Genomic DNA, 19230 nt, shown 5'->3' on the forward strand with positions numbered 1-19230 from the left:
TCTTTGGGTCAGAGCTGGATTAACGTTTCAGGTTTGTCGTTTCCTGCAACATCTCGTCCACTGTCTGGATCACCGTGGCGCTGGACGAGTAAGCACGTTGCGTCTGAATCAATGAGGTCAGCTCAGTCGCTACATCCGTGGTGGATTCCTCACGCGCGAAAGAAACAAGATCCCCTGTCGGGCCTTCGCCGGCATTCCAAAGAAAGAACGTACCGCTTTCTCGTGACGGCTCGTAGGTTTGGCTGTCCAGCGCGGTCAGGCCGTTAGGATTGGGAACGTCAGCAAGCGGGATTTGGAACATGCGGCGGTTGACACCTGTATCATAGCGCGCGTAGACATAGCCGTTTTCGTCCACCTGAACGCTGGTCATGGTTCCCACGGCAGAGCCATCGCGTGTGATTGAAACCGGCGCAAAGGTGTCGGATAGCTGGGTTATGCCGTCGGTATCCCCGATCTGGCCGATATTGATCTCCATCGGTCCGCCGGCGACGTTGACCATGACACTGCCCGTTGCTGGATCATAAGCACCACCTGAAATAGGTGTCACGCTTGCGAGGGTTCCCCCGGCCGTTCGGTTGTCGGTGAATGTCAGCCTGTATTCCCCCACGACGGCCCCGCCAGAGGCTGAATCGCGCAATACCATCCGCCATTCATTGCTGCTGCCGGTTGCGGGAACGGTCGGAATCAACTGGATATCGACGCTTTCAGACTTGCCGAGATTGTCGAAATACTTGACCGACAAAGGCTGAATGTCGCCCGGCGCGCCCGCATCTGTTGCCGTGGCCGGAAGGTTCATACGCAGTTTCATTTCCGTGGTTGGAGAACCCGACAGCTGATTCACGCTGAGCTGAATGGGTACAAGCGCGGAGGGTGTGTCGCGCGAAACCGGTGGAATAGTGCCATCAGATGCCGCGGGCCACCCCAGAAGAACGAGGCCGGATTCGGTAACCAAATACCCTTCTTCGTTGGTGCGGAACGACCCGGTTGTTGTCAGCAGCATCTCGTTCGAATTATTCCCGATCTGCGAACTGGGGCGCACAGGCAACATGCCGCGCCCGCGAACTGCCAGATCGGTTGAGTTGCTGGTCGTGACCAAGGGCCCGCGTTGGTCAATCATGCGCTGGCTTGTCGTCCGCACGCCGCCTGCCGAATAGCTGCCACCCTGGCCCGACGTGACCATTGAATGAAAATCCGTCTCGACCCGTTTATACCCGTAGGTTGAAGAATTCGCGATGTTGTCGGAAATCGTCGCCAACCTGTTGGCATTGGCTTTCAGCGCCGCCACACCGGCATTGAGCGAAGAGGAAATGGTCATGGGTGCGCCCTTCTGTTGCGTCCGTCTTTGATGCAACAGGTAACGCGCTGCCCCTTAACAGCGCGCTAACATGTAAAATACGCTCTATCATTTAGGGCTGGCGCAGAAAGATCACTTCGATCCTGTTGTTTCGCGCAGCCATGGGATTGTCGGCGAACAATTCTCGGTCTGCATGGCCCGTAACACGATCCATTCTTTGTGCCGCAACGCCCTTGTTCTGTAGCAACTGACGCAATTTTTGGGCCCTTGCCGTGGACAGTTCCCAGGCTGTGTTGCGCGCCTGCACAACCGGAGACGCGCTGACATGCCCTTCGACAGCGATCGAATTGACGACAAGATCCGAGGCTCGGGCGATGATCAGGGCCAGGGACCGCAGAAAGCTGGTTGGCTTGTCAGAGCCCGATTCGAACAATGCCTGATCGTCGGTGTCAAACAGTTCCACCACCAGTCCCTCATCCGTGACTCGTGTGACGATATGCTTGAGCAGTTTGTCCGAGATCTCGCTTTCACCCGTGCGCCCCAGCAGTTGCGCCTCCAACGTAGAGAAATCTTCCTTGTCTCCTTTGCCGCCGCCCTCGGCATTCACTCCGATCGAGCCACGGGCCTGATGCGATTCAGTCGGGTGAGTGGTCGTGGCACCCTGACCGTCCCGCAGCAGTACTTCTTCAGACAGCATGCTGTCGCCGCCAAACGCCCCGTCCCCGCCGCCGGATTCCGGGCTTAGCGGGATTGTCGGTGCGAAATAATCCGCCAACCCTTTTCGTTGCTGTTCCGTTGTTGCGTTCAGCAGCCACATCAACATGAAGAAGGCCATCATGGCCGTCACAAAGTCGGCATACGCGACTTTCCACGCGCCACCGTGATGGCCATCGCCACCCGATACACGCTTCTTCTTGATGATGATTGGCGCCGCATTGGTTTGCGCACCCATCTCCACCACCTTTTTATCACCCGGCTATCGGGATAGCAGCGTAGGTCTTAAGGCGGCCTTAATACTTAAAACTGTTCCGAGTTCACTAACGCGGCAGGCCGGCCGAGGCGCGGCGCAGAATCAGGGACAAGCGGTTGAAGCTGTTTTCAATCCCTTCGGAATCGGGTTTGCCGAAAAACGCGTCCAACTCCTCATGAACGCGCACGGCCTGATCCAAGAGCGGATCTGATCCTTCTGAATACAGCCCGGCCTTTATCATGACTTCGGATTGTTCGTAGCTGCCAACAAGTTTGCGGGTTTCGTTGATCATCTGGTTCTCGGCCTCTGACGCGGCCTCTGGAAGGCTGCGGGATACGGATTTGCTGAGGTCGATGGCCGGGAAGCGCCCGCGTTCGGCAATCTCGCGGCTGAGTACGATATGCCCGTCCAACACACCGCGCAGAATGTCGGCGATGGGTTCATCCATGTCGGACCCCGCAACCAGGACGCTGAACACGGCGGTGATATCACCCTGCTCCTGCGTGCCGGGGCCTGCGCGTTCACACAGGTTGGCAATCAGGGGGGTGACAGAGGGCGGATAGCCTCGGAGTGACGGGGCTTCGCCCATGGCAACGGCGATTTCACGGTGCGCTTCCGCGAAACGGGTTACCGAATCGGCCAGAAACAGGACGTTCAGCCCCAGATCCCGCAGGAATTCTGCCGCCGACATGGCCGACCACGCGCACCGTCTGCGCGCCAATGCAGACTGGTCGGACGTCGCGGCGACCACGATCGTGCGCCTCATGGCTTCCGGACCTATGGCGCGGGCAACAAACTCGTTCACTTCACGCCCACGTTCGCCGACAAGAGCCGCCACAACCACGTCAGCCTGCATGAAGCGCGCCAGCGTCGACAGCAGCGTCGATTTCCCTACACCTGATCCCGCAAACAACCCAACGCGTTGACCGCGTACAATCGGCAGCATGGTGTTGAGAACAGATAGTCCGGTGGCCATCCGCTTTCCCAATGGCTTGCGCGCCACCGCAGGCGGCGGGGCTTGCATGATGTCGCGATCCTGTGGCCCGTTCAGCAGAGGTTTTCCGTCCAGCGGTTTGCCAAACGGATCAATGACGCGTCCAAGCCAGTGCAATGCGGGCGCGAAACCCGGCGAGGGATCAAGGTACACACGATCCCCGAGGCTGACACCGTCAGGGGCGGAACCCGGTATCATGTGGATATGGTCTGCACCGACATGCAGCACTTCACCGGCCAGATCGGGCCCTGCGCGCCGCCGCAATGTAAGCAAGTCCCCGATTCGCGCATGTTCGTTCAGTCCACTGATCTCGATCAACCCTTGCGCGACGCCGCTGACCAGGCCCACGTGGCGGATTGAAGTCATCCGATCGAATTCATGTTTCAGAAGCATCGGGTCGAGATCAGACATCTTGGGTTCTCCAATTGGGTTCTGAAAACGGTTTCTAAAGGAATCGGGGTTAAGCCTTGATTGAAATTGATCGAGGGAGAAGCCCCGATGTTCTATGACTTGAAGGTCCTAAAGACCGCGTACGCAATGGCAACCCATGCCGGGCAACGGCAGGCAGTGATTGCGCGCAACATGGCCAATGCGGATACGCCGGGCTACCAGCCGCGCGATATCGAGCCCTTCCATAAAGCACTTGAAACCTCGGGACGCGAAGTGACCATGATGGCCACGCGGCAGGGTCATCTGCACGGCGGTACAGGTGCGCAGCCCTGGGCAGAGCACCAGGCCGCTTCGTCGGGTGATCCAAATGGCAACGGCGTATCGCTTGAAGAAGAAATGCTGAAATCGGTCGATGTCAAACGACAGCACGACCGCGCGTTGGCGATCTACAAATCCTCGATGAACATCCTTCGCACCAGTCTGGGGCGTGGATAAGGAGGCCGGGGATGAGCGATTTTTCCCACTCACTTGCTGCATCCGCCAGCGCCCTGCGTGCGCAGGCAGCCCGTCTGCGTCACGTGTCCGAAAACATATCGAATGCGGATACACCCGGGTACCGGCGCAAGACGGTGCCGTTTGAGACCATGGAAAAAGAGGGTCGGAACGTGGTGAAAGCTGGCCGCGTAAAGCTTGATCAACGCGACTTGACACGAATTTTCGACCCCGGTCACCCGTTGGCAGATGCCAGTGGTCACTATCTGGGATCGAATGTCGATCTGATGATCGAAATAGCCGACGCGCGTGAGGCGCAGCGGAGCTACGAAGCCAACCTCAAGATGTTCGATCAAACACGGCAAATGTCGTCGTCATTGATGGAACTGCTTAGAAAATAAAGGACAGCCAGAATGGACATCCGATCCTTGACCGCCGCGCAGAATTATGCCGGCGCCCGTCCTGCAACCCAGGCCGACCCAGATCACTCGGGCATGGTGCAGGGGCTGAAGGCAAGTTTTCAGGACTTTGCATCCACGTTGAAACACAGCGAGCAGATGTCGCAGACCGCGATGGTAGGGCAGGCCGACCCGCACGCGCTGGTGCAGGCGCTGGCACAGACCGAACTGGCCGTCGAGACAGCTGTGATCGTGCGCAACAAGGTGGTCGAGGCCTATCAGGAAATCCTTCGGATGCCGGTCTGATACCATGCTGAGCGAAGGTCTTTTCTATGACATCGTGCGTCAGGCTCTCTGGATCGCCGTCATCACATCGGTCCCGATTCTGGCAGTTGCTCTGGTGTCAGGCCTGATCGTTGGTCTGTTTCAGGCCCTGACGTCGATACAGGAAATGACACTGACCTTTGTTCCCAAACTGATCGCCATCGTCGTCGTGTTCTGGATCTCGATGGGGTTCATGACTCAGACCCTTGTTACGTTTTTTACCGGTACGCTTGTTCCATTGATCGCAGGAGGTCGCTGATGGACACCGCCTATGTCACCCTGTCCCGCCAGTCCGGGCTGATGAATGAAATGCGCCTGGTGGCGAATAACATCGCAAATGCCAACACGACCGGCTATCGCCAGCAGGGGCTGGTGTTCTCGGAATACATTCGAGATATGCCGAACAGCCCCTCCCTTTCCATGAGCAGGGCCGAGGCGCGAAATTCGTCAACGCAGCAGGGTGTGCTGAAGCAAACCGGCGGGCAATTTGATTTTGCCATCGAGGGCGACGGGTTCTTCATGGTCGAAACCGAGAACGGCAACCGGCTGACGCGGGCTGGTAGTTTTTCTCCCAATGCCGATGGCGATCTGGTTTCAATGGATGGTGCGCGCGTGCTCGATGCCAATGGCGCGCCTGTGTTCATCCCGCCTGATGCCGCGTCAATCGATGTCGGCAGCGACGGAACGCTGAGTGTCGATGGTCAACTTCTGGGTCAGCTGGGCGTTTTCAACGTCGCCGACACGAACGAACTTGTACGCGAAGGAAACACTCGTTTCCGCACCGACGGTGCAATCGAGCCGGTCGACGAGCCGGTGGTTTTGCATCGCTTTCTCGAAGGGTCAAACGTGAACGCGATTCAGCAAGTGACCCGTTTGGTGGAAATCCAGCGCGCCTATGAGCTGGGGCAAAGCTTTCTTGAGAGTGAAGATGAGCGCGTGCGTGGAGCACTCAAGGCGCTGATGCGCTGATTTGGATGAGGAGAGTTAGACATGCGGGCCCTTAAAATTGCCGCCACCGGGATGACAGCGCAACAGATGCGGGTCGAGACGATCTCGAACAACCTCGCGAATATGAACACCACCGGCTACAACGCCCGACGGGCCGAATTCGCCGACCTGCACTATCAGCAGATGGCGCGGGCCGGCACCGTGAACGCGTCGGACGGAACGGTTCTGCCCACGGGTATTCAACTGGGTCTCGGTGTGCGACCGGCAGCGGTAACAGTGCAATTGGAACAAGGAGCCTTGTCGGCCACCGGGAGCGATCTGGATGTTGCAATCGAAGGTCGCGGATATCTGGAGGTGACCTTGCCCAGCGGTCAGGCCGCTTATACGCGCGACGGCAGTTTGAAGCGGTCGGCAGAAGGTCTGATCGTCACCTCTGACGGGTTTGCGGTTTCGCCGGAAATCACCATCCCCGACGATGCGCGTTCTGTTTCGATCAATGCGTCGGGCGAGGTCTATGCATATTTTGACGATTCCCCCGAAGGTCAGTTGCTTGGGGAGTTTACGCTGGCCAGTTTTTCGAACGCAAAGGGCCTGGAAGCCGTCGGAAGCAATCTGTTCAAGGAAACCGAAGCTTCCGGCGCTCCGGTACTAGGTACGCCGGGCGAAGACGGTCTGGGAACTTTGCGGCAGGGTTATCTGGAAGACAGTTCGGTTGACGCCGTTCGCGAAGTTACCGAGCTGATCGAAGCGCAACGCGGCTATGAGATGAATGCCAAAGTCATCACGGCGGTGGACCAGATGATGAGCGCGACAACGCAGGTACGGTGATGCGACATCTGGTTCTTTCTCTGGTGCTGCTGGCGCCAATTGCCGCACAGGCTGACATTGTGGTGCCGACACGCACGATACGGGCCAAGGAAGTCATTTCTGCGGCCGATCTCGAGCTAAAGCCAACAGATGTTGCCGATGCAATTTCAGACCCTGATCTTCTGATCGGACAAGAGGCCCGGGTGGCGCTCTACCCCGGTCGGCCAATTCGCGGCTCTGATGTCGGGCCACCTGCCATCGTGGATCGAAACGATCTGGTCGTGCTGGTGTTCAGTAGCCAACCCTTGTCGATCACCACAGAGGGCCGGGCCTTGGGGCGCGGCGCGGCGGGGGATCGCATTCGGGTCATGAACCTTTCATCCCGAACAACCGTAACAGGCCGAATCCGTCCGGACGGTCAAATCGAGGTACAGTGATGCACGGATTGCCAAAAACCCTTATCCTGACGGCTTTTGCCTTGTCCGCATGTGGTCGAATGGATCATTTGGGCAAACCGCCAAGTTTCACACCCAACGAGGATTCCCCGGAACAGGTTGCAATGTTGTGGCCGGGTTTGCCATTGCACACCCAACCCCAGCGAAACGTCGACCGATCCTCTTTGTGGAGCGGCGGGCAGCATTCATTGCTGGGCGACCAGCGGGCGATCAAGAAAGGCGACATCCTGACCGTTGTCATCGAGCTGGACGAGAAGGCAGAAATTTCGAACAACACCAGACGATCCAGATCTGGTTCCGAGAATCTCGAAGTACCCAGCCTCTTCGGCCTGCCTCAGCGCGTGCAAAAGAACCTGCCCCAGGGCGCGTCACTGGATGAAGCCGTTTCGATTGAGGCGGATTCCTCGAGCTCTGGCCGGGGATCCGTCAGGAGAAACGAAAAACTGACTCTGCGTGTTGCCGCAACAGTGCTGGATGTGTTGCCGAACGGAGTTCTTTCAATATCGGGATCCCAGGAGTTGCGGGTCAACTTCGAACTGCGAGAGCTTCTTGTGACGGGATATGTCCGCCCGCAGGACATCTCGCGGCAAAACGAAATAACCTATGACAAAATCGCGTCAGCGCGCGTGTCATATGGCGGCAGAGGGCAGATAACGGATGTCCAGCAACCCCGCTATGGTCAGCAAGTTCTTGATTCCCTTTTGCCGTTCTGAGGTGAGATCGTGGTCGCGAAATTGATTCCCGTGATTTTTCTGATTGTTGGACTCGGTGCGGGTATTGGCGCGAGTCTGGTTCTTGCACCTGCAAAGAAACCTGAAACTGCCGTTGCCGAAAAAGAAGCAGTCAAAGAGGACAAGGCGGCCGGCAAAAAAACAGGGAAATCAAAGGAAAAAGGCGAGGGGGAGAGCTTTGGTTATCTGAAAATGACCAAACAATTTGTCGTCCCCGTTGTAAAAGATGACCAGATCGAAGCCATGGTAACGCTGTCGCTGAGCCTTGAGGCGAACCCGGCCATTACAGAAACCTATTATGCAATCGAACCTAAACTCAGGGATGGATTTCTTCAGGTTCTTTTTGACCATGCAAACACGGGTGGTTTTGACGGGGCTTTTACAGAATCCGGGAACCTGGATGTATTGCGGAATTCCTTGTTGGAAGTGGCGCGCAAAGAATTTGGCGACGACGTGTCCAAAGTGCTGATCCTGAGTGTAAACCGACAAGATAGCTGACACTAATCGGCCCGATACTCCGGGTCGGTCAAGCTATGGCCCGAAGTGTTTTCTGGTTTTTGCTTTTCGGTTTGCCTGCTGAACTTCCTTCCGCAATGTTTCCACCGCTTGTTTTCGCCCAAAGGCAGCACGTAAAGCTTCCATTCCGGCCAGTTTCTGCGCGCGCGTTCGTGCCAGTTGCAGGTTCAATTGTCTCCGGGTCGCGGACTCCCAACTATTCCAGAGAACGTCGGTCCCTGAAACCTGATAGCCTTCGACCTTGGTGCTGTCTTGGCGCGCCTGACGGAGTTGACCGTCCAATCTGGCAAGTTGCTGCTTGATCCGTGCCTCGGCCTCCAAGATCGGTCGCAGCGCTTGAAATTGCTTCTGAAACGCTGCGTTGGTCACTTTTTCCAGATCGGGTAATTGCGTATGAGTCATCGAACTTGCTCCTTCGCGCGTTTTCGCATCGCTTCGGCAAACCGGATCGCGGCGGCAACAGGACGATAGTGCTCTTCGTCGATCTCCTGACCTATGTCCACGGTCGCGTGAAGGGCGCGAGCTGTGGGAGGGTCTGAATGGATCGGAACGCCTGCTTCTCCTGCGGCGGATCGGATGGTGGCGGCGATTTCGTCCACCCCTTTGGCAACGCAAACCGGGGCGCTGCCCGCAACCCGTGTCCATTTAAGCGCCACAGCATAATGGGTGGGGTTTACGATCACGACATCCGCGCCTGGAACACCTGCCAACATTTGGTTGGTTGCGATTTCCTGTGCACGCTGGCGCCGGTGTTGTTTGACATGAGGGTCGCCCTCGGCATCCTTGGTTTCATCCATGATCTCCTTGCGCGACATACGGTTCTTGCGCATTTGTTCGGCATATTGCCAAAGGAAATCGACAACCCCGATGGCCAGTGCGATAGCGATCACGATGAACAGAAAGCGAAACAGCAGGTTCATCATCAGCAGAATGGATGACTTTGCCGGCGCCGCGCTGGCAGACAAAATTTCGGTTAGATTGGCTTTCAGAAAAAGCGCAAGGCAGGTGCTGTAGATCAACAGTTTGGTGGTGTTTTTGGCAAACTCGAACAGGCCGCCCCGCCCGAACTTGTTCTTAGCGTTCGAAATCAGAGAGATACGCGAAAGTTTTGGTTTCAATTTGCTTGGGGCAAAGATCAGCGCGCGCTGGGCGATCAAGTTCAGCAGAACAGCCGCGGCAGGAAGGCAGAACAGCAAAGCAACAGGCAGCAGGGCACTTTTTAAAACCCCTGCAACCGGAGCATGCGATGGCCCATCCGTCAGAAGCCGTGCAAAAGCGTCGGACTGATCGATCAGAACCATGAACCCGGTGCCCATGTGCTCGACGCTGTATTGACCGACTGTAAGCAGGGCGATCAGAAACCCGGTATATGCCGCCACGACCGACAAGTCGTTGGATTTTGGAACCTCACCCTTCTCGCGCGCCTTCAGCAGCTTTTGCGGTGTCGGCTCGTATGACTTGTCGCTGTCGTCATCACCTGCGCTCATCTTTGCGCTCCCATCGGGTTGGTGAAGAAGGCGACCAGCGCGTCCGCCCACACGGACAGGATCAGCGGTGTGCCGGCGAACAGCAGAAACAGCCCGGCGAAGGTAATTGCAGGAGCACCCACGAAGGCCACCATCAGCTGGGGCATTGCCCGGTTGATGACCCCAAGTGCCAGGTTGTAAATCAGAGAGGCAATGACGAACGGCGTTGCCAGTGCAAAAGCCAGCCCAAAGCTGTTGGCGACCTGATGCAATCCCCAACGCGACGCATCCGCGGCACCGGGTGCCAACCCTATTGGAAACAGGGCATAACTCTGGATCAGGAACTGCGCGGCCCGGATGTGCAGGTCCATGATCACGGCAAGTGTCAGCCCTGCCAGGGTCAGCAGGTATCCCATGGCGGGGACCGGATCGGCCGCCGCGCCACCCAACAGTTGCGACAATGACGTGGACTGAGCCGCAATAGACCCCGCGGTTTGCAGCGCGAGAACGAACAGGCGCAGGCCTATCCCCAGGACAAGCCCGATCAGGACTTCGGTGCCGACCAGTTGCACGGTCGCCCAAAGGCTGGGATCAATTCTGACGGGGGGCGCAGCGGGCAGTATGATCAGCGTGAAAGCAACGGAAGCACCAAGCTTTACCCGTGTCGGAATACTGCGCTCACCGAAAGCTGGAAGCAGCGAAACAAGAGCGGAGACGCGCAGAAACACGACAAAGGCGTGCCAGATTGCTTCGGCCAGCTGCGACAGCATTTCTGGCGGCAGGGCAATCACGCTGCAACAGTTCCGACCAAGGCAGGTTTGGCTTCCAGCCCGATTTCTTCGAAGGACAACACCGGGTTGGACACGCCGCGTGCCTGCATGACTGTGCGCAGCAACCGACGGCGCCGGGTCGAGGTCACGACGGCCGGAAACAGACCGTTGTCAGCGGAATTGGCGATGGTGCTCACAACTCCGTCGGCCAGTTTGTTGAACACGTTTGGGGGCAGCGCGACATCCATGCCGGTATTTGGGGCGTCGATCTGGTAAGAGGCAAAAGTGTCCTCCCATTCCGGGGCCAACTGTATCAGAGGGATCGAACCATCCTCGCGCTTCATGTCCGCGACCAGCTGAAAGCCAAGACGCTGACGCACAAGTTCACAGATGCCTTCGGGCTGGGTTGTGGTCAGCCGCGCCTCGGCGAGACTTTCAAGGATCAGCGCCATGTTGCGGATCGACACACGTTCGTCGAGCAACAGGCGCAGAACAGCGTGCAACGTGTCGATCGGCACTTTGTCGGGGATCAGTTCATCCAGCAGCTTGCGGTTGGCTTCGGCGCGTACCGGGTCGCTCAGGCGGGTCATTTCCGACAGCAGGCGCCGGAGGGATTTCAGTGTCAGCAGGCGCGAGAAGTTCTGTTTGATGATCTCCAGCAGATGGGTGGCAAGAATCTCAGGCGGTGAGACTATGGTGGCGCCGCTCAGCGCGGCGTCCTCCTGATCTTTCGGCAGGATCCAGCGCGCCGGAGCACCATAGACAGGCTCGGTCACGTCATTGCCCTCCGGCAGCAGGTCAAACCCGTCCTGCACGAGCGCCAGGACCAGATCGGGATGCAAGACACCGCGTGCCTGTTCGACGCCCTGAACCTTGATCACATACGTTCCGGTCGGCAGGTCGGCGCGGTCGGTCAGGCGGATCTCGGGCAGAATCAGGCCAAAGGTCGACGCCACATAGGTCCGCATATTGGCAATACGGGCGTCCAGCCCCGTGCCAGGGTTCAGAACCATGCTGACCAGATCCGGCGCGAACTCCAGATGGACATCATCCAGGTCCAGGATGTCGCCGATAGCCTGGTATGACGGCGCTTCGGTTTCGGTCGAGGGCAGGTTTGCCGATGCCGCCGCATCTTGCTGCTTTCGGTGAACATTGTAAGCCGCATATCCCAGAATGGCCGCGCCAAGGATGAACGGCAGAAAAGGGAGACCGGGCACCAGAGCGAACAGGACCATGAGCACCGCGACAGTCGACAATGCTGCGGGGTGGCGGCCAAGTTGAGAAAAGATGGCGTTGTCTGTGGCCCCTTGCGTGCCGCCCCGTGCCAGCAGAAGGGCAGACGCTATGGAAATGATGACGGCGGGAATTTGGGACACCAACCCGTCGCCGACGGTCAGAATCGCATAGGTTTCGAACGCCGAGGCCACGGGCATTCCATGTACGACGACGCCCATGACCAGGCCCATGACAAGGTTCAGCAACGTGATCAGAAGCCCGGCGACAGCGTCACCTTTCACGAATTTCGACGCGCCGTCGAGCGAACCGAAGAATGTCGTCTCCTGCTGTTCCAGCTCTCGCCGTTCCTTGGCCTGCTGATGATCGATTGCCCCGGCGGACATGTCGCTGTCGATCGCAAGTTGTTTGCCGGGCATCCCGTCCAACGCAAAGCGCGCGCCGACTTCGGCCATGCGGGCGGCGCCTTTGGTGATGACCATGAAATTCACGATCAGCAGCACGCCGAACACCACCAGGCCAAGAAAAATACTGCCGCCCATGACGAAACTGGCAAAACCTTCGATCACGTCTCCTGCCGCATTCGGGCCGGTGTGCCCCTGCCCGATGATCAGTTTCGTCGACGACACATTCAGCGACAGGCGCAACATCAAAGACGCCAGCAGAATCGTCGGGAAGGACGAAAAGTCCAGCGGGCGTTCAATGAACAGGGTCAGGGTGAAGATCAGGATGGCCAGGGCAAAGGAGGCCGCCAACCCCACGTCCAGAACCCAGGCTGGCATGGGCAGGATCATCATGACGATGACTGTCATCAGCGCAATCGCCAGCAGGACAGTAGGCGAAAACAGCGACTGGATGTTTACCTTGGGCACGCGAAACTCCTAGTTGAAGGCGATAAACGCGGTTGCGGCGCCTGCGGCCGGCACCAGAGACCCAAGCGCGCCGGTGCGGGGCGAGGCCGTCGGAATGGGGATCAAGGGGAGTCCGGCTCCGGTGAACGGATCCCGAGACGTGCCCGCAACCCGGGTTCGGGGGGCCCCTTCAAGCTGTGCCAGCACCTTTTGAAACCGCTCTTTGTAAGCTTCGGCAAGGGGTGTCGTGCGGGAATGATAAGCCCCCGCGGCTGCGGGCCACGATCCAAGCTCGGCATGGAGTTCATTCAGGAACCGGGCGGCGTAGGTCGCGTTCTCATCCGGATCGAACATCGCGTCGATCGAACGGAAGGCTCTGCCGTGCCAGCGATAATTGATCTGAAAACAGCCGACATCAAAGCTGCGGGCGCCCGATTTGAAGATTTTGAACGCATAGGCCTTGGCTTCGACCTCGGACTTGAACCAGTATCCCTGACCGCCGACGTTGATCGTCCAGGGCCAAGGCTGCAACCGGCCGTCCAGCCTGCGCCCGGTTTCAACGCGCGAGATGGCGCGCAGCACGTCCAGGGGCACGCCTTCGGACAAAGCGGCGCGGCGCGCGGCATGATCGCACAGGTCACCGGTTTTGGCATCTGGCATGGCAAACCCTGCCTGCGCCAAAAGCACATGCACCAATATGAGTAACAGCGGGAACTTCTGATTTGGCATTCTGCCGGTCCGGGATTCTGATCTCTCCCGGCCAAGCTAGCCAACGATCGGTTTACAGAGAGTTATCGCCGTTTCAGTTTCGATCTATCCTGCGCCCGAAAACAACGCTGGTATTGGTGCGCAAGACACCGGGAATTTTCGCCAGGTCATCGACCAGAATGTCCAGATCTTCCAGCCTTGGGGCCTCTGCCGACAGCATAAGGTCGAATTCTCCGTTGATCGACAGGCACAGTTTGACTTCGGGGTAGGCTTCGAGCCGCTTGATGATCCGGCTGGTTTCCTTTTGCTGCACTTCGAGCATGACGATGACCTGCACTTTCGGCGTGTCTTCGGTGGACCCGAGGCGCACGGAATATCCTTCGATCAGGCCGCGCTGTTCCATCCGGTTAATTCGCTCGTGCACGGTTGTCCGGGCCACACCCAGCGTGGTCGCAATCTGCGTGGTCGAGGCGCGTGCGTTGGCTTGCAGGGCGGCGATGATGCGACGGTCAAGCTGGTCCATTGGGGCTCTGATTCATGGTCATTCCGGGTTGAGATCAGGTCGAAGCGCCCGCTCGGGGTTCGCGCGGGATGCGTGGGTGCAGATCGTCGATGATGATCGGATGCGCGTGCGGGCCTGACCCGGCCAGATGCGGATGATCGGGCGGCAGGTCGGGGTGATCATGGGTGATCGGTTCCTGGTCGAGGCGCGGCCACAGGCCGATTGCACCGACGACGCCCGCCACGGACAGCGTCGCCATGCTGCTGAGTGTGACGGTCGGGCCGAACACGGTCATCAACCACCCCGCCAGCGGGTAAAGAACCAGCCAGCAACCATGCGACAGGGTAAACTGTGCGGCGAAGACGGCGGGGCGATCCTCGGGGTGGGCCGACCGGGTCAAAAGGCGGCCCGAAGGTGTCAGGGTGGTGGAATATCCGAAACCGGTGAATGCCCACAACGCGGTCAGCAACCCGAGCGACAGAGGAGCAATTGCGGCCAACATCGCAGCGACGGCCATGGAGCCAGTGGCGAATACGGCGCCCGCGACCATGACCCGACGGTCCTCGATCCGATCCAGAAGGCGGGGCAAGGTAAAGGCTGCAAGCATCGACCCGCCCCCGAACCCGGCCAGGGCAATGGCCACCGCGCTTTCCGACAGGCCCAGATTGGCGCGCACGATGACCACGGTGTTCACGATTACCATCGAGCTCAGGGCTGCTGCGCTCCAGCTGAGCGCAAGCAGTCCGCGCAACCTGGGTGTTTTCAAATAGATACGAATGCCGCGCGTGGTGCGGTCATAGATGCCGCGGGGGCGGCTTGGCTTGGGTGACGGAAGCACGACCGAGACAACCAGCATTGCCGATGCGACAAAACCCAACGCGGTACCCCAGAACAGGCTGTTGAAGCTGACCAGCAGCAGCAATGCGGCGGCGAACATGGGACTCAGCAGGCTTTCCATATCGTAGGCCAGGCGTGACAGCGACAAGGCACGCGTGTATTCAGCTTCGTCTGGCAGAACGTCCGGGATCGTGGCCTGAAAGGCGGGCGTAAAGCCCGCCGACGCCGATTGGAGCACGAAGATCAGCACGTAGATTTGCCAGATTTCGGTCACGAAAGGCAGGCACACTGCAACCGCAGCGCGGATCAGGTCCAGCACGACCAACATCTTGCGACGATCCAGACGCTCGGCAAAAGCAGCGGCGAGCGGTGCAACAGTGACGTAAGCCACCATCTTGATCGTCAGTGCCGTGCCTAGGACAAGGCCCGCAGCATTCCCGGCCAGATCAAAGGCGAGCAGCCCAAGGGCGACCGTGGCCAGCCCGGTTCCGGTCAGGGCGACGATCTGGGCGGCGAACAGGTGGCGGTAGGTGCGGTGTTTCAGAATACTCAGCATGGCTCAGAGGTACTTTGTAATCGCTTTGAAGTCTTCGATCCCGCCGCCATCGTCGTCAGCGGACAGGCAGTGTTCGATATGATCATGAATCAATGCGCGTTTGGCATTGGTGACGGCCTTCTCTACTGCAAACAACTGTTGGGCGATGTCGGAACAGGGGGCGTGCTCCTCGAGCATGGCAATGACCTTGGCCAGGTGCCCATGGGCCCGCTTCAGTCGGGCCGTGATTTGTGGATGTGACTGGTGGGCGTTGTCTGACATGACTTATCCATATCCCCCCGATGGGGATATGGTCAAGGATTCGGCATCGAACGGCCCGCGACTTTCGGACGGCGTTGAGTTTGGGGACCAAACCGCCTATCTCGGAGGCGATATCGCACAAAGGAATAGTCGGGTGGCGAACCATTTGTACAAAAACGATCTGCCGGATGGGCTGGATCTGGGCCCGGTTGTGGCCATTGACTGTGAAACCATGGGGCTGAACCCGCATCGCGATCGCCTGTGCGTGATCCAAATGTCAGGCGGCGACGGTAACAGCCATATCATCCAGGTGGACAAGGGCCAGACCGTAGCCCCGAACCTGAGTGCCATGCTGGAAAACCCCGATGTCCTGAAGCTGTTCCATTTCGGGCGGTTCGACATCGCCGCGATGTATCACACCTTTGGTGCCCTGGCCGCGCCGGTTTACTGCACCAAGATCGCCAGCCGGCTGGTGCGCACCTACACCGACCGTCACGGGCTGAAGAACCTGTGCCAGGAACTGATCGGCGTGGATATCTCGAAACAACAGCAGATGAGCGACTGGGGCGCTGAAACCCTGACCGATGCTCAGCTGGACTATGCGGCCTCGGACGTTCTTTATCTGCACCGCCTGCGCGACGAGTTGAACAAGCGGCTGGCGCGCGAGGGCCGGACCGAGATGGCGCAGGCCTGTTTTGATTTCCTGCCGATGCGTGCGAAGCTGGACCTCGCCGGTTGGCCCGAAACGGATATCTTTGCACACTCATGACCGACACCGAAGCATTTCTGAGAACCGCCCGCCAGGTCGTCACTGACGAGGCCCGCGCGCTGGATGTGCTGGCCGACAGCCTTGACGAGCATTTTGCCGAGGCCGTGCATCTGATCCTGAAAGCCGCCGGGCGCATCATCATCAGTGGCATCGGAAAATCGGGCCATATCGGCCACAAGATTGCCGCCACTCTGGCCAGTACCGGAACGCCCGCCTATTTCGTGCACCCGGCCGAGGCCAGCCATGGAGATCTGGGCATGGTTTCCAAAGGCGATGTGGTGCTGGCGATTTCGAATTCGGGCGAAGCGCCTGAGCTGGCCAACCTGCTTGCCTTTACGCGCCGCTTTGGCATTCCGCTGATCGGGCTATCCAGCAAGCCAGAAAGCACGTTGATGAAACAGGCTGATGTGCATCTGCTGATACCGTCGATGGGCGAGGCCTGCGGTTTCGGCATGGTGCCTTCGATCTCGACGACGCTGACCCTTGCAATGGGCGATGCGCTGGCCATTGCGCTGATGAAGTATCGCGACTTCCGCCCCGAGGATTTTCGCGCCTTCCACCCCGGCGGAAAGCTGGGTGCGCGGCTGAGTACGGTGCGCGACCTGATGCATACAGGCGACGCCCTGCCTCTGGTCGCGGCGAACACCGCGATGAGCGACGCTCTGATCGAAATTAGCCAAAAGGGCTTCGGCGTGGCCGGTGTAACGGATGCGCAGGGGCATTTGTCGGGCATCATTACGGACGGTGACTTGCGGCGACACATGGACGGTCTGCTGGACAAAACGACCGAGCAGGTCATGACCGCCAATCCGACCACCATAACACCGGACGCATTGGCCGAAGAGGCGGTGGCGATCATGAATGATCGCAAGATCACTTCGCTGTTTGTGGTCGACGAGGCTGCATCCGGACAGGCGCTGGGTCTTCTGCATATCCACGACTGCTTGCGCGTCGGTCTGGGCTGAGGGAGGTCGAATTGGACAGGTATTCCCGCATGGTACAGTTCCTGAAGGTTCTGTTGCCACTTGCGGCCATTCTGATGCTGTCCACAGTGTTCCTGCTGTCTCGCAGCATCGAAACCAACGTATCGGTGCCATTCGCCGAAAAAGACATTGACGAGCGATTGGCGCAACAGGTGGTCACACAGCCGAAATATCGAGGGACAACCCGCAAAGGCGAAGATGTCCAGATCGAAGCCATCCAGGCCAAGCAGGGCGGCGAAGACGAAACCCCGACCGCATCCGAATTTCGGGGCCGTCTGGGGCTTCTCAGCGGTGGAACGATATTTCTGGATTCCAATTCAGGTTTGATCCGCCCCGATGAGGGCACGGCAACTTTTGTCGGCGACGTCGTGATTACCACTGCCGACGGACTTCAGGTCACGACTGACCTGCTCAACACGTCGCTGGACGAAATCCGGGGCGACACGCCGGGGCGGGTGAACGGAACCGGGCCGATCGGCAATTTTTCCGCCGGACGCATGACCTTTGGCACTGAAAAAAAGGACGGACCGGTCCATATTGTTTTTACAGACGGCGTGAAGCTGGTATACGAGCCTGAAAAAGCAGAAAGATAACCTGTGTTCGATTTTCGTTTTGTTCCTTTGTGCCTTGCTCTGTTTGCAGGTGCCGTAACCGCGACAGCGCAGGAGGCGCAGGTGGCTTTTGGTTCTGCAAATGCCGACCCGAGTCTTCCGGTCGAGGTCACGTCCGAAACGTTGAACGTCAACCAGGAGGACGGTTCTGCCGAATTCCTCGGAAATGTCGTCGTCATTCAGGGCGAAATGCGGCTGACTGCTGAACGGGTTCTCGTGATCTATAACGAGGAACGCTCGGCGATTGAACGGATGGAAGCCACCGAGAATGTTGTTCTGGTCAGCCCGCCCGATGCGGCAGAGGGCGATTGGGCGGAATACACGATCGATTCCGGTGTGATCGTGATGAAAGGCAATGTCCTGCTGACGCAAGGCCCCAGCATCATCAGCGGCGACCAGATGAACGCCAATCTGACAACGGGCACAGCGACCATGACCGGGCGCGTCAAGACGATCCTTCAGCAGGGAAACAACTGATGGCGCGACCCGACCTGTCAGTGGCCGAAGGCAATTCCGGGCTGCGCATCGAGAAGCTGCGGAAATCCTACCGTAAGAAAACGGTGATCCGCGATGTCTCGATGACACTGGACCGGTCCGAAGTCGTTGCCCTGTTGGGACCCAACGGGTCGGGTAAGACCACGACCTTTTATTCCGTGGCGGGGCTTGTTTTCCCAGAGGCCGGCAAAGTCACGATTGACGGCCAGAATGTTACGACTTTGCCGATGTACCGGCGTGCGCGAATGGGCATCGGTTACCTGCCGCAGGAGATGTCGATCTTTCGCGGCATGAGCGTCGAGGACAATATCGCCGCGGTACTGGATATCACGGTTCCTCATGCTCACAGGCGGAAAGAACGGCTGGAAGAGCTGTTGTCGGATTTCTCGATCGAACATCTGCGTCGCGCGCCTGCTCTTGCCCTTTCCGGCGGTGAGCGCCGCCGCGTTGAGATAGCGCGATGTTTGGCCGCAGACCCGAAATATCTTTTGCTGGACGAACCATTTGCGGGTGTTGATCCGATCAGCGTCGGCGATATCCGGCATCTGGTTGCCGACCTTAAAAAACGGGGGATCGGTGTTCTGATCACCGACCATAACGTGCGGGAAACGCTGGAAATTGTCGACCGCGCCTATATCCTGCATGACGGGCAGGTTCTGATGTCCGGCACACCTGACGAAGTCGTCGAGAACGAGAATGTCCGCCGTGTCTATCTTGGCGAAAACTTCCGTATTTCATAGGCTTGTTATGGTCTGCGTCGGATGCATGGCGGAAATCGCGTATATACACACCTGTTTTGATTGACTCTTCCGTCGTCTCTTGCCTCAATTGTCCCATGGCATTTACCCGGTTCCAGTCTGGAGATCGTTGTCCCTTCGTTGAAGGGCTGG

General features: G+C 58.5%; 25 protein-coding genes. 14 read left to right on the forward strand and 11 right to left on the reverse strand.

The genetic code is table 11. The annotated features are described in order from the left end of the window. Window positions 1–19: 19 nt before the first annotated feature. From GS611_RS11155 to GS611_RS11165, 3 genes are all read right to left on the reverse strand, one after another. Window positions 20–1315 carry a flagellar hook protein FlgE gene (locus tag GS611_RS11155; RefSeq protein ID WP_171635632.1) on the reverse strand — a complete coding sequence of 432 codons (1296 nt, stop codon included), beginning with the start codon at window positions 1313–1315 and terminating at the stop codon, window positions 20–22. Window positions 1316–1406: 91 nt separating this feature from the next. Continuing rightward, the gene (locus tag GS611_RS11160; RefSeq protein ID WP_171635634.1) at window positions 1407–2246 is read right to left on the reverse strand and encodes a flagellar motor protein MotB; all 840 of its coding nucleotides are present in this window, start codon (window positions 2244–2246) and stop codon (window positions 1407–1409) included. An 85-nt stretch (window positions 2247–2331) separates the two neighbouring features. Then, window positions 2332–3651 carry a FliI/YscN family ATPase gene (locus GS611_RS11165; RefSeq protein WP_253285000.1) on the reverse strand — a complete coding sequence of 440 codons (1320 nt, stop codon included), beginning with the start codon at window positions 3649–3651 and terminating at the stop codon, window positions 2332–2334. Window positions 3652–3756: 105 nt separating this feature from the next. Here GS611_RS11165 and GS611_RS11170 point away from each other — a divergent pair, with 105 nt between their 5' ends. From GS611_RS11170 to GS611_RS11210, 9 genes are read left to right on the forward strand one after another with little or no spacing between them, the layout of a single operon-like run. Next, window positions 3757–4143: a FlgB family protein gene (locus GS611_RS11170; protein WP_171635639.1), complete on the forward strand. Its 387-nt coding sequence runs from the start codon at window positions 3757–3759 to the stop codon at window positions 4141–4143. 11 nt (window positions 4144–4154) lie between these two features. After that, window positions 4155–4541 (forward strand): flagellar basal body rod protein FlgC, encoded by a 387-nt coding sequence (flgC, locus tag GS611_RS11175; RefSeq protein WP_171635641.1) that lies wholly within the window; start codon window positions 4155–4157, stop codon window positions 4539–4541. A gap of 12 nt (window positions 4542–4553) precedes the next feature. Next, on the forward strand, window positions 4554–4844 hold the full coding sequence (gene fliE, locus GS611_RS11180) for a flagellar hook-basal body complex protein FliE (RefSeq protein WP_171230273.1): 291 nt from the start codon (window positions 4554–4556) through the stop codon (window positions 4842–4844). A 4-nt stretch (window positions 4845–4848) separates the two neighbouring features. Further along, window positions 4849–5121 carry a flagellar biosynthetic protein FliQ gene (locus GS611_RS11185; protein WP_152459750.1) on the forward strand — a complete coding sequence of 91 codons (273 nt, stop codon included), beginning with the start codon at window positions 4849–4851 and terminating at the stop codon, window positions 5119–5121. Beyond that, window positions 5121–5831 carry a flagellar hook-basal body complex protein gene (locus GS611_RS11190; RefSeq protein ID WP_171635644.1) on the forward strand — a complete coding sequence of 237 codons (711 nt, stop codon included), beginning with the start codon at window positions 5121–5123 and terminating at the stop codon, window positions 5829–5831. Before GS611_RS11185 ends, GS611_RS11190 begins: the two co-directional genes overlap by 1 nt. 21 nt (window positions 5832–5852) lie before the next feature. After that, a complete protein-coding gene (gene flgG / locus GS611_RS11195) occupies window positions 5853–6638 on the forward strand; it encodes a flagellar basal-body rod protein FlgG (RefSeq protein ID WP_170345694.1) in 786 nt (261 codons plus the stop codon). Continuing rightward, entirely contained in the window at window positions 6638–7054 is a 417-nt protein-coding gene (gene flgA, locus GS611_RS11200) for a flagellar basal body P-ring formation chaperone FlgA (protein ID WP_171635646.1), read from the forward strand. Before flgG ends, flgA begins: the two co-directional genes overlap by 1 nt. Beyond that, complete coding sequence (gene flgH / locus GS611_RS11205) at window positions 7054–7785, forward strand: flagellar basal body L-ring protein FlgH (RefSeq protein WP_171635648.1); 732 nt, start codon at window positions 7054–7056, stop codon at window positions 7783–7785. The genes flgA and flgH overlap by 1 nt, the downstream gene beginning before the upstream one ends. A gap of 9 nt (window positions 7786–7794) precedes the next feature. Further along, complete coding sequence (locus GS611_RS11210; protein WP_171635650.1) at window positions 7795–8301, forward strand: flagellar basal body-associated protein FliL; 507 nt, start codon at window positions 7795–7797, stop codon at window positions 8299–8301. 33 nt (window positions 8302–8334) lie between these two features. Here GS611_RS11210 and GS611_RS11215 read toward each other — a convergent pair whose 3' ends face one another. The 8 genes from GS611_RS11215 to GS611_RS11250 all read right to left on the reverse strand — a co-directional run bounded on the left by GS611_RS11215 (window position 8335) and on the right by GS611_RS11250 (window position 15503). Continuing rightward, window positions 8335–8721 carry a hypothetical protein gene (locus tag GS611_RS11215; protein ID WP_171635652.1) on the reverse strand — a complete coding sequence of 129 codons (387 nt, stop codon included), beginning with the start codon at window positions 8719–8721 and terminating at the stop codon, window positions 8335–8337. Next, a complete protein-coding gene (gene flhB, locus GS611_RS11220; RefSeq protein ID WP_171635654.1) occupies window positions 8718–9806 on the reverse strand; it encodes a flagellar type III secretion system protein FlhB in 1089 nt (362 codons plus the stop codon). The genes GS611_RS11215 and flhB overlap by 4 nt, the downstream gene beginning before the upstream one ends. Then, window positions 9803–10576: a flagellar biosynthetic protein FliR gene (locus tag GS611_RS11225; protein WP_371732245.1), complete on the reverse strand. Its 774-nt coding sequence runs from the start codon at window positions 10574–10576 to the stop codon at window positions 9803–9805. Before GS611_RS11225 ends, flhB begins: the two co-directional genes overlap by 4 nt. Next, a complete protein-coding gene (gene flhA / locus GS611_RS11230) occupies window positions 10573–12600 on the reverse strand; it encodes a flagellar biosynthesis protein FlhA (protein WP_216598261.1) in 2028 nt (675 codons plus the stop codon). The genes GS611_RS11225 and flhA overlap by 4 nt, the downstream gene beginning before the upstream one ends. Window positions 12601–12669: 69 nt before the next feature. Then, entirely contained in the window at window positions 12670–13368 is a 699-nt protein-coding gene (locus GS611_RS11235) for a transglycosylase SLT domain-containing protein (protein ID WP_371732246.1), read from the reverse strand. Between the two features lie 73 nt (window positions 13369–13441). After that, window positions 13442–13870, reverse strand: coding sequence for an Lrp/AsnC family transcriptional regulator (locus tag GS611_RS11240; protein ID WP_152459759.1), 429 nt, complete (start codon window positions 13868–13870; stop codon window positions 13442–13444). 34 nt (window positions 13871–13904) lie between these two features. Then, window positions 13905–15242: an MFS transporter gene (locus GS611_RS11245; protein ID WP_171635659.1), complete on the reverse strand. Its 1338-nt coding sequence runs from the start codon at window positions 15240–15242 to the stop codon at window positions 13905–13907. Window positions 15243–15245: 3 nt separating this feature from the next. Then, a complete protein-coding gene (locus GS611_RS11250; RefSeq protein WP_171635661.1) occupies window positions 15246–15503 on the reverse strand; it encodes a metal-sensing transcriptional repressor in 258 nt (85 codons plus the stop codon). Window positions 15504–15636: 133 nt separating this feature from the next. Here GS611_RS11250 and GS611_RS11255 point away from each other — a divergent pair, with 133 nt between their 5' ends. The 5 genes from GS611_RS11255 to lptB are packed head-to-tail and all read left to right on the forward strand — an operon-like array spanning window position 15637 to window position 19080. Continuing rightward, window positions 15637–16251, forward strand: coding sequence for a ribonuclease D (locus tag GS611_RS11255; RefSeq protein ID WP_171635664.1), 615 nt, complete (start codon window positions 15637–15639; stop codon window positions 16249–16251). After that, on the forward strand, window positions 16248–17216 hold the full coding sequence (locus GS611_RS11260) for an SIS domain-containing protein (protein ID WP_171635666.1): 969 nt from the start codon (window positions 16248–16250) through the stop codon (window positions 17214–17216). Before GS611_RS11255 ends, GS611_RS11260 begins: the two co-directional genes overlap by 4 nt. Before the next feature lie 29 nt (window positions 17217–17245). Then, window positions 17246–17827, forward strand: coding sequence for an LPS export ABC transporter periplasmic protein LptC (lptC, locus tag GS611_RS11265; RefSeq protein ID WP_245218082.1), 582 nt, complete (start codon window positions 17246–17248; stop codon window positions 17825–17827). A 3-nt stretch (window positions 17828–17830) separates the two neighbouring features. After that, entirely contained in the window at window positions 17831–18322 is a 492-nt protein-coding gene (locus GS611_RS11270; protein ID WP_371732247.1) for an LptA/OstA family protein, read from the forward strand. Then, a complete protein-coding gene (gene lptB, locus GS611_RS11275) occupies window positions 18322–19080 on the forward strand; it encodes an LPS export ABC transporter ATP-binding protein (protein ID WP_152459766.1) in 759 nt (252 codons plus the stop codon). The genes GS611_RS11270 and lptB overlap by 1 nt, the downstream gene beginning before the upstream one ends. Window positions 19081–19230: the final 150 nt, after the last annotated feature.

The sequence above is a fragment of the Ruegeria sp. HKCCD6119 genome, from assembly GCF_013110585.1.
Classification (GTDB): domain Bacteria; phylum Pseudomonadota; class Alphaproteobacteria; order Rhodobacterales; family Rhodobacteraceae; genus Ruegeria.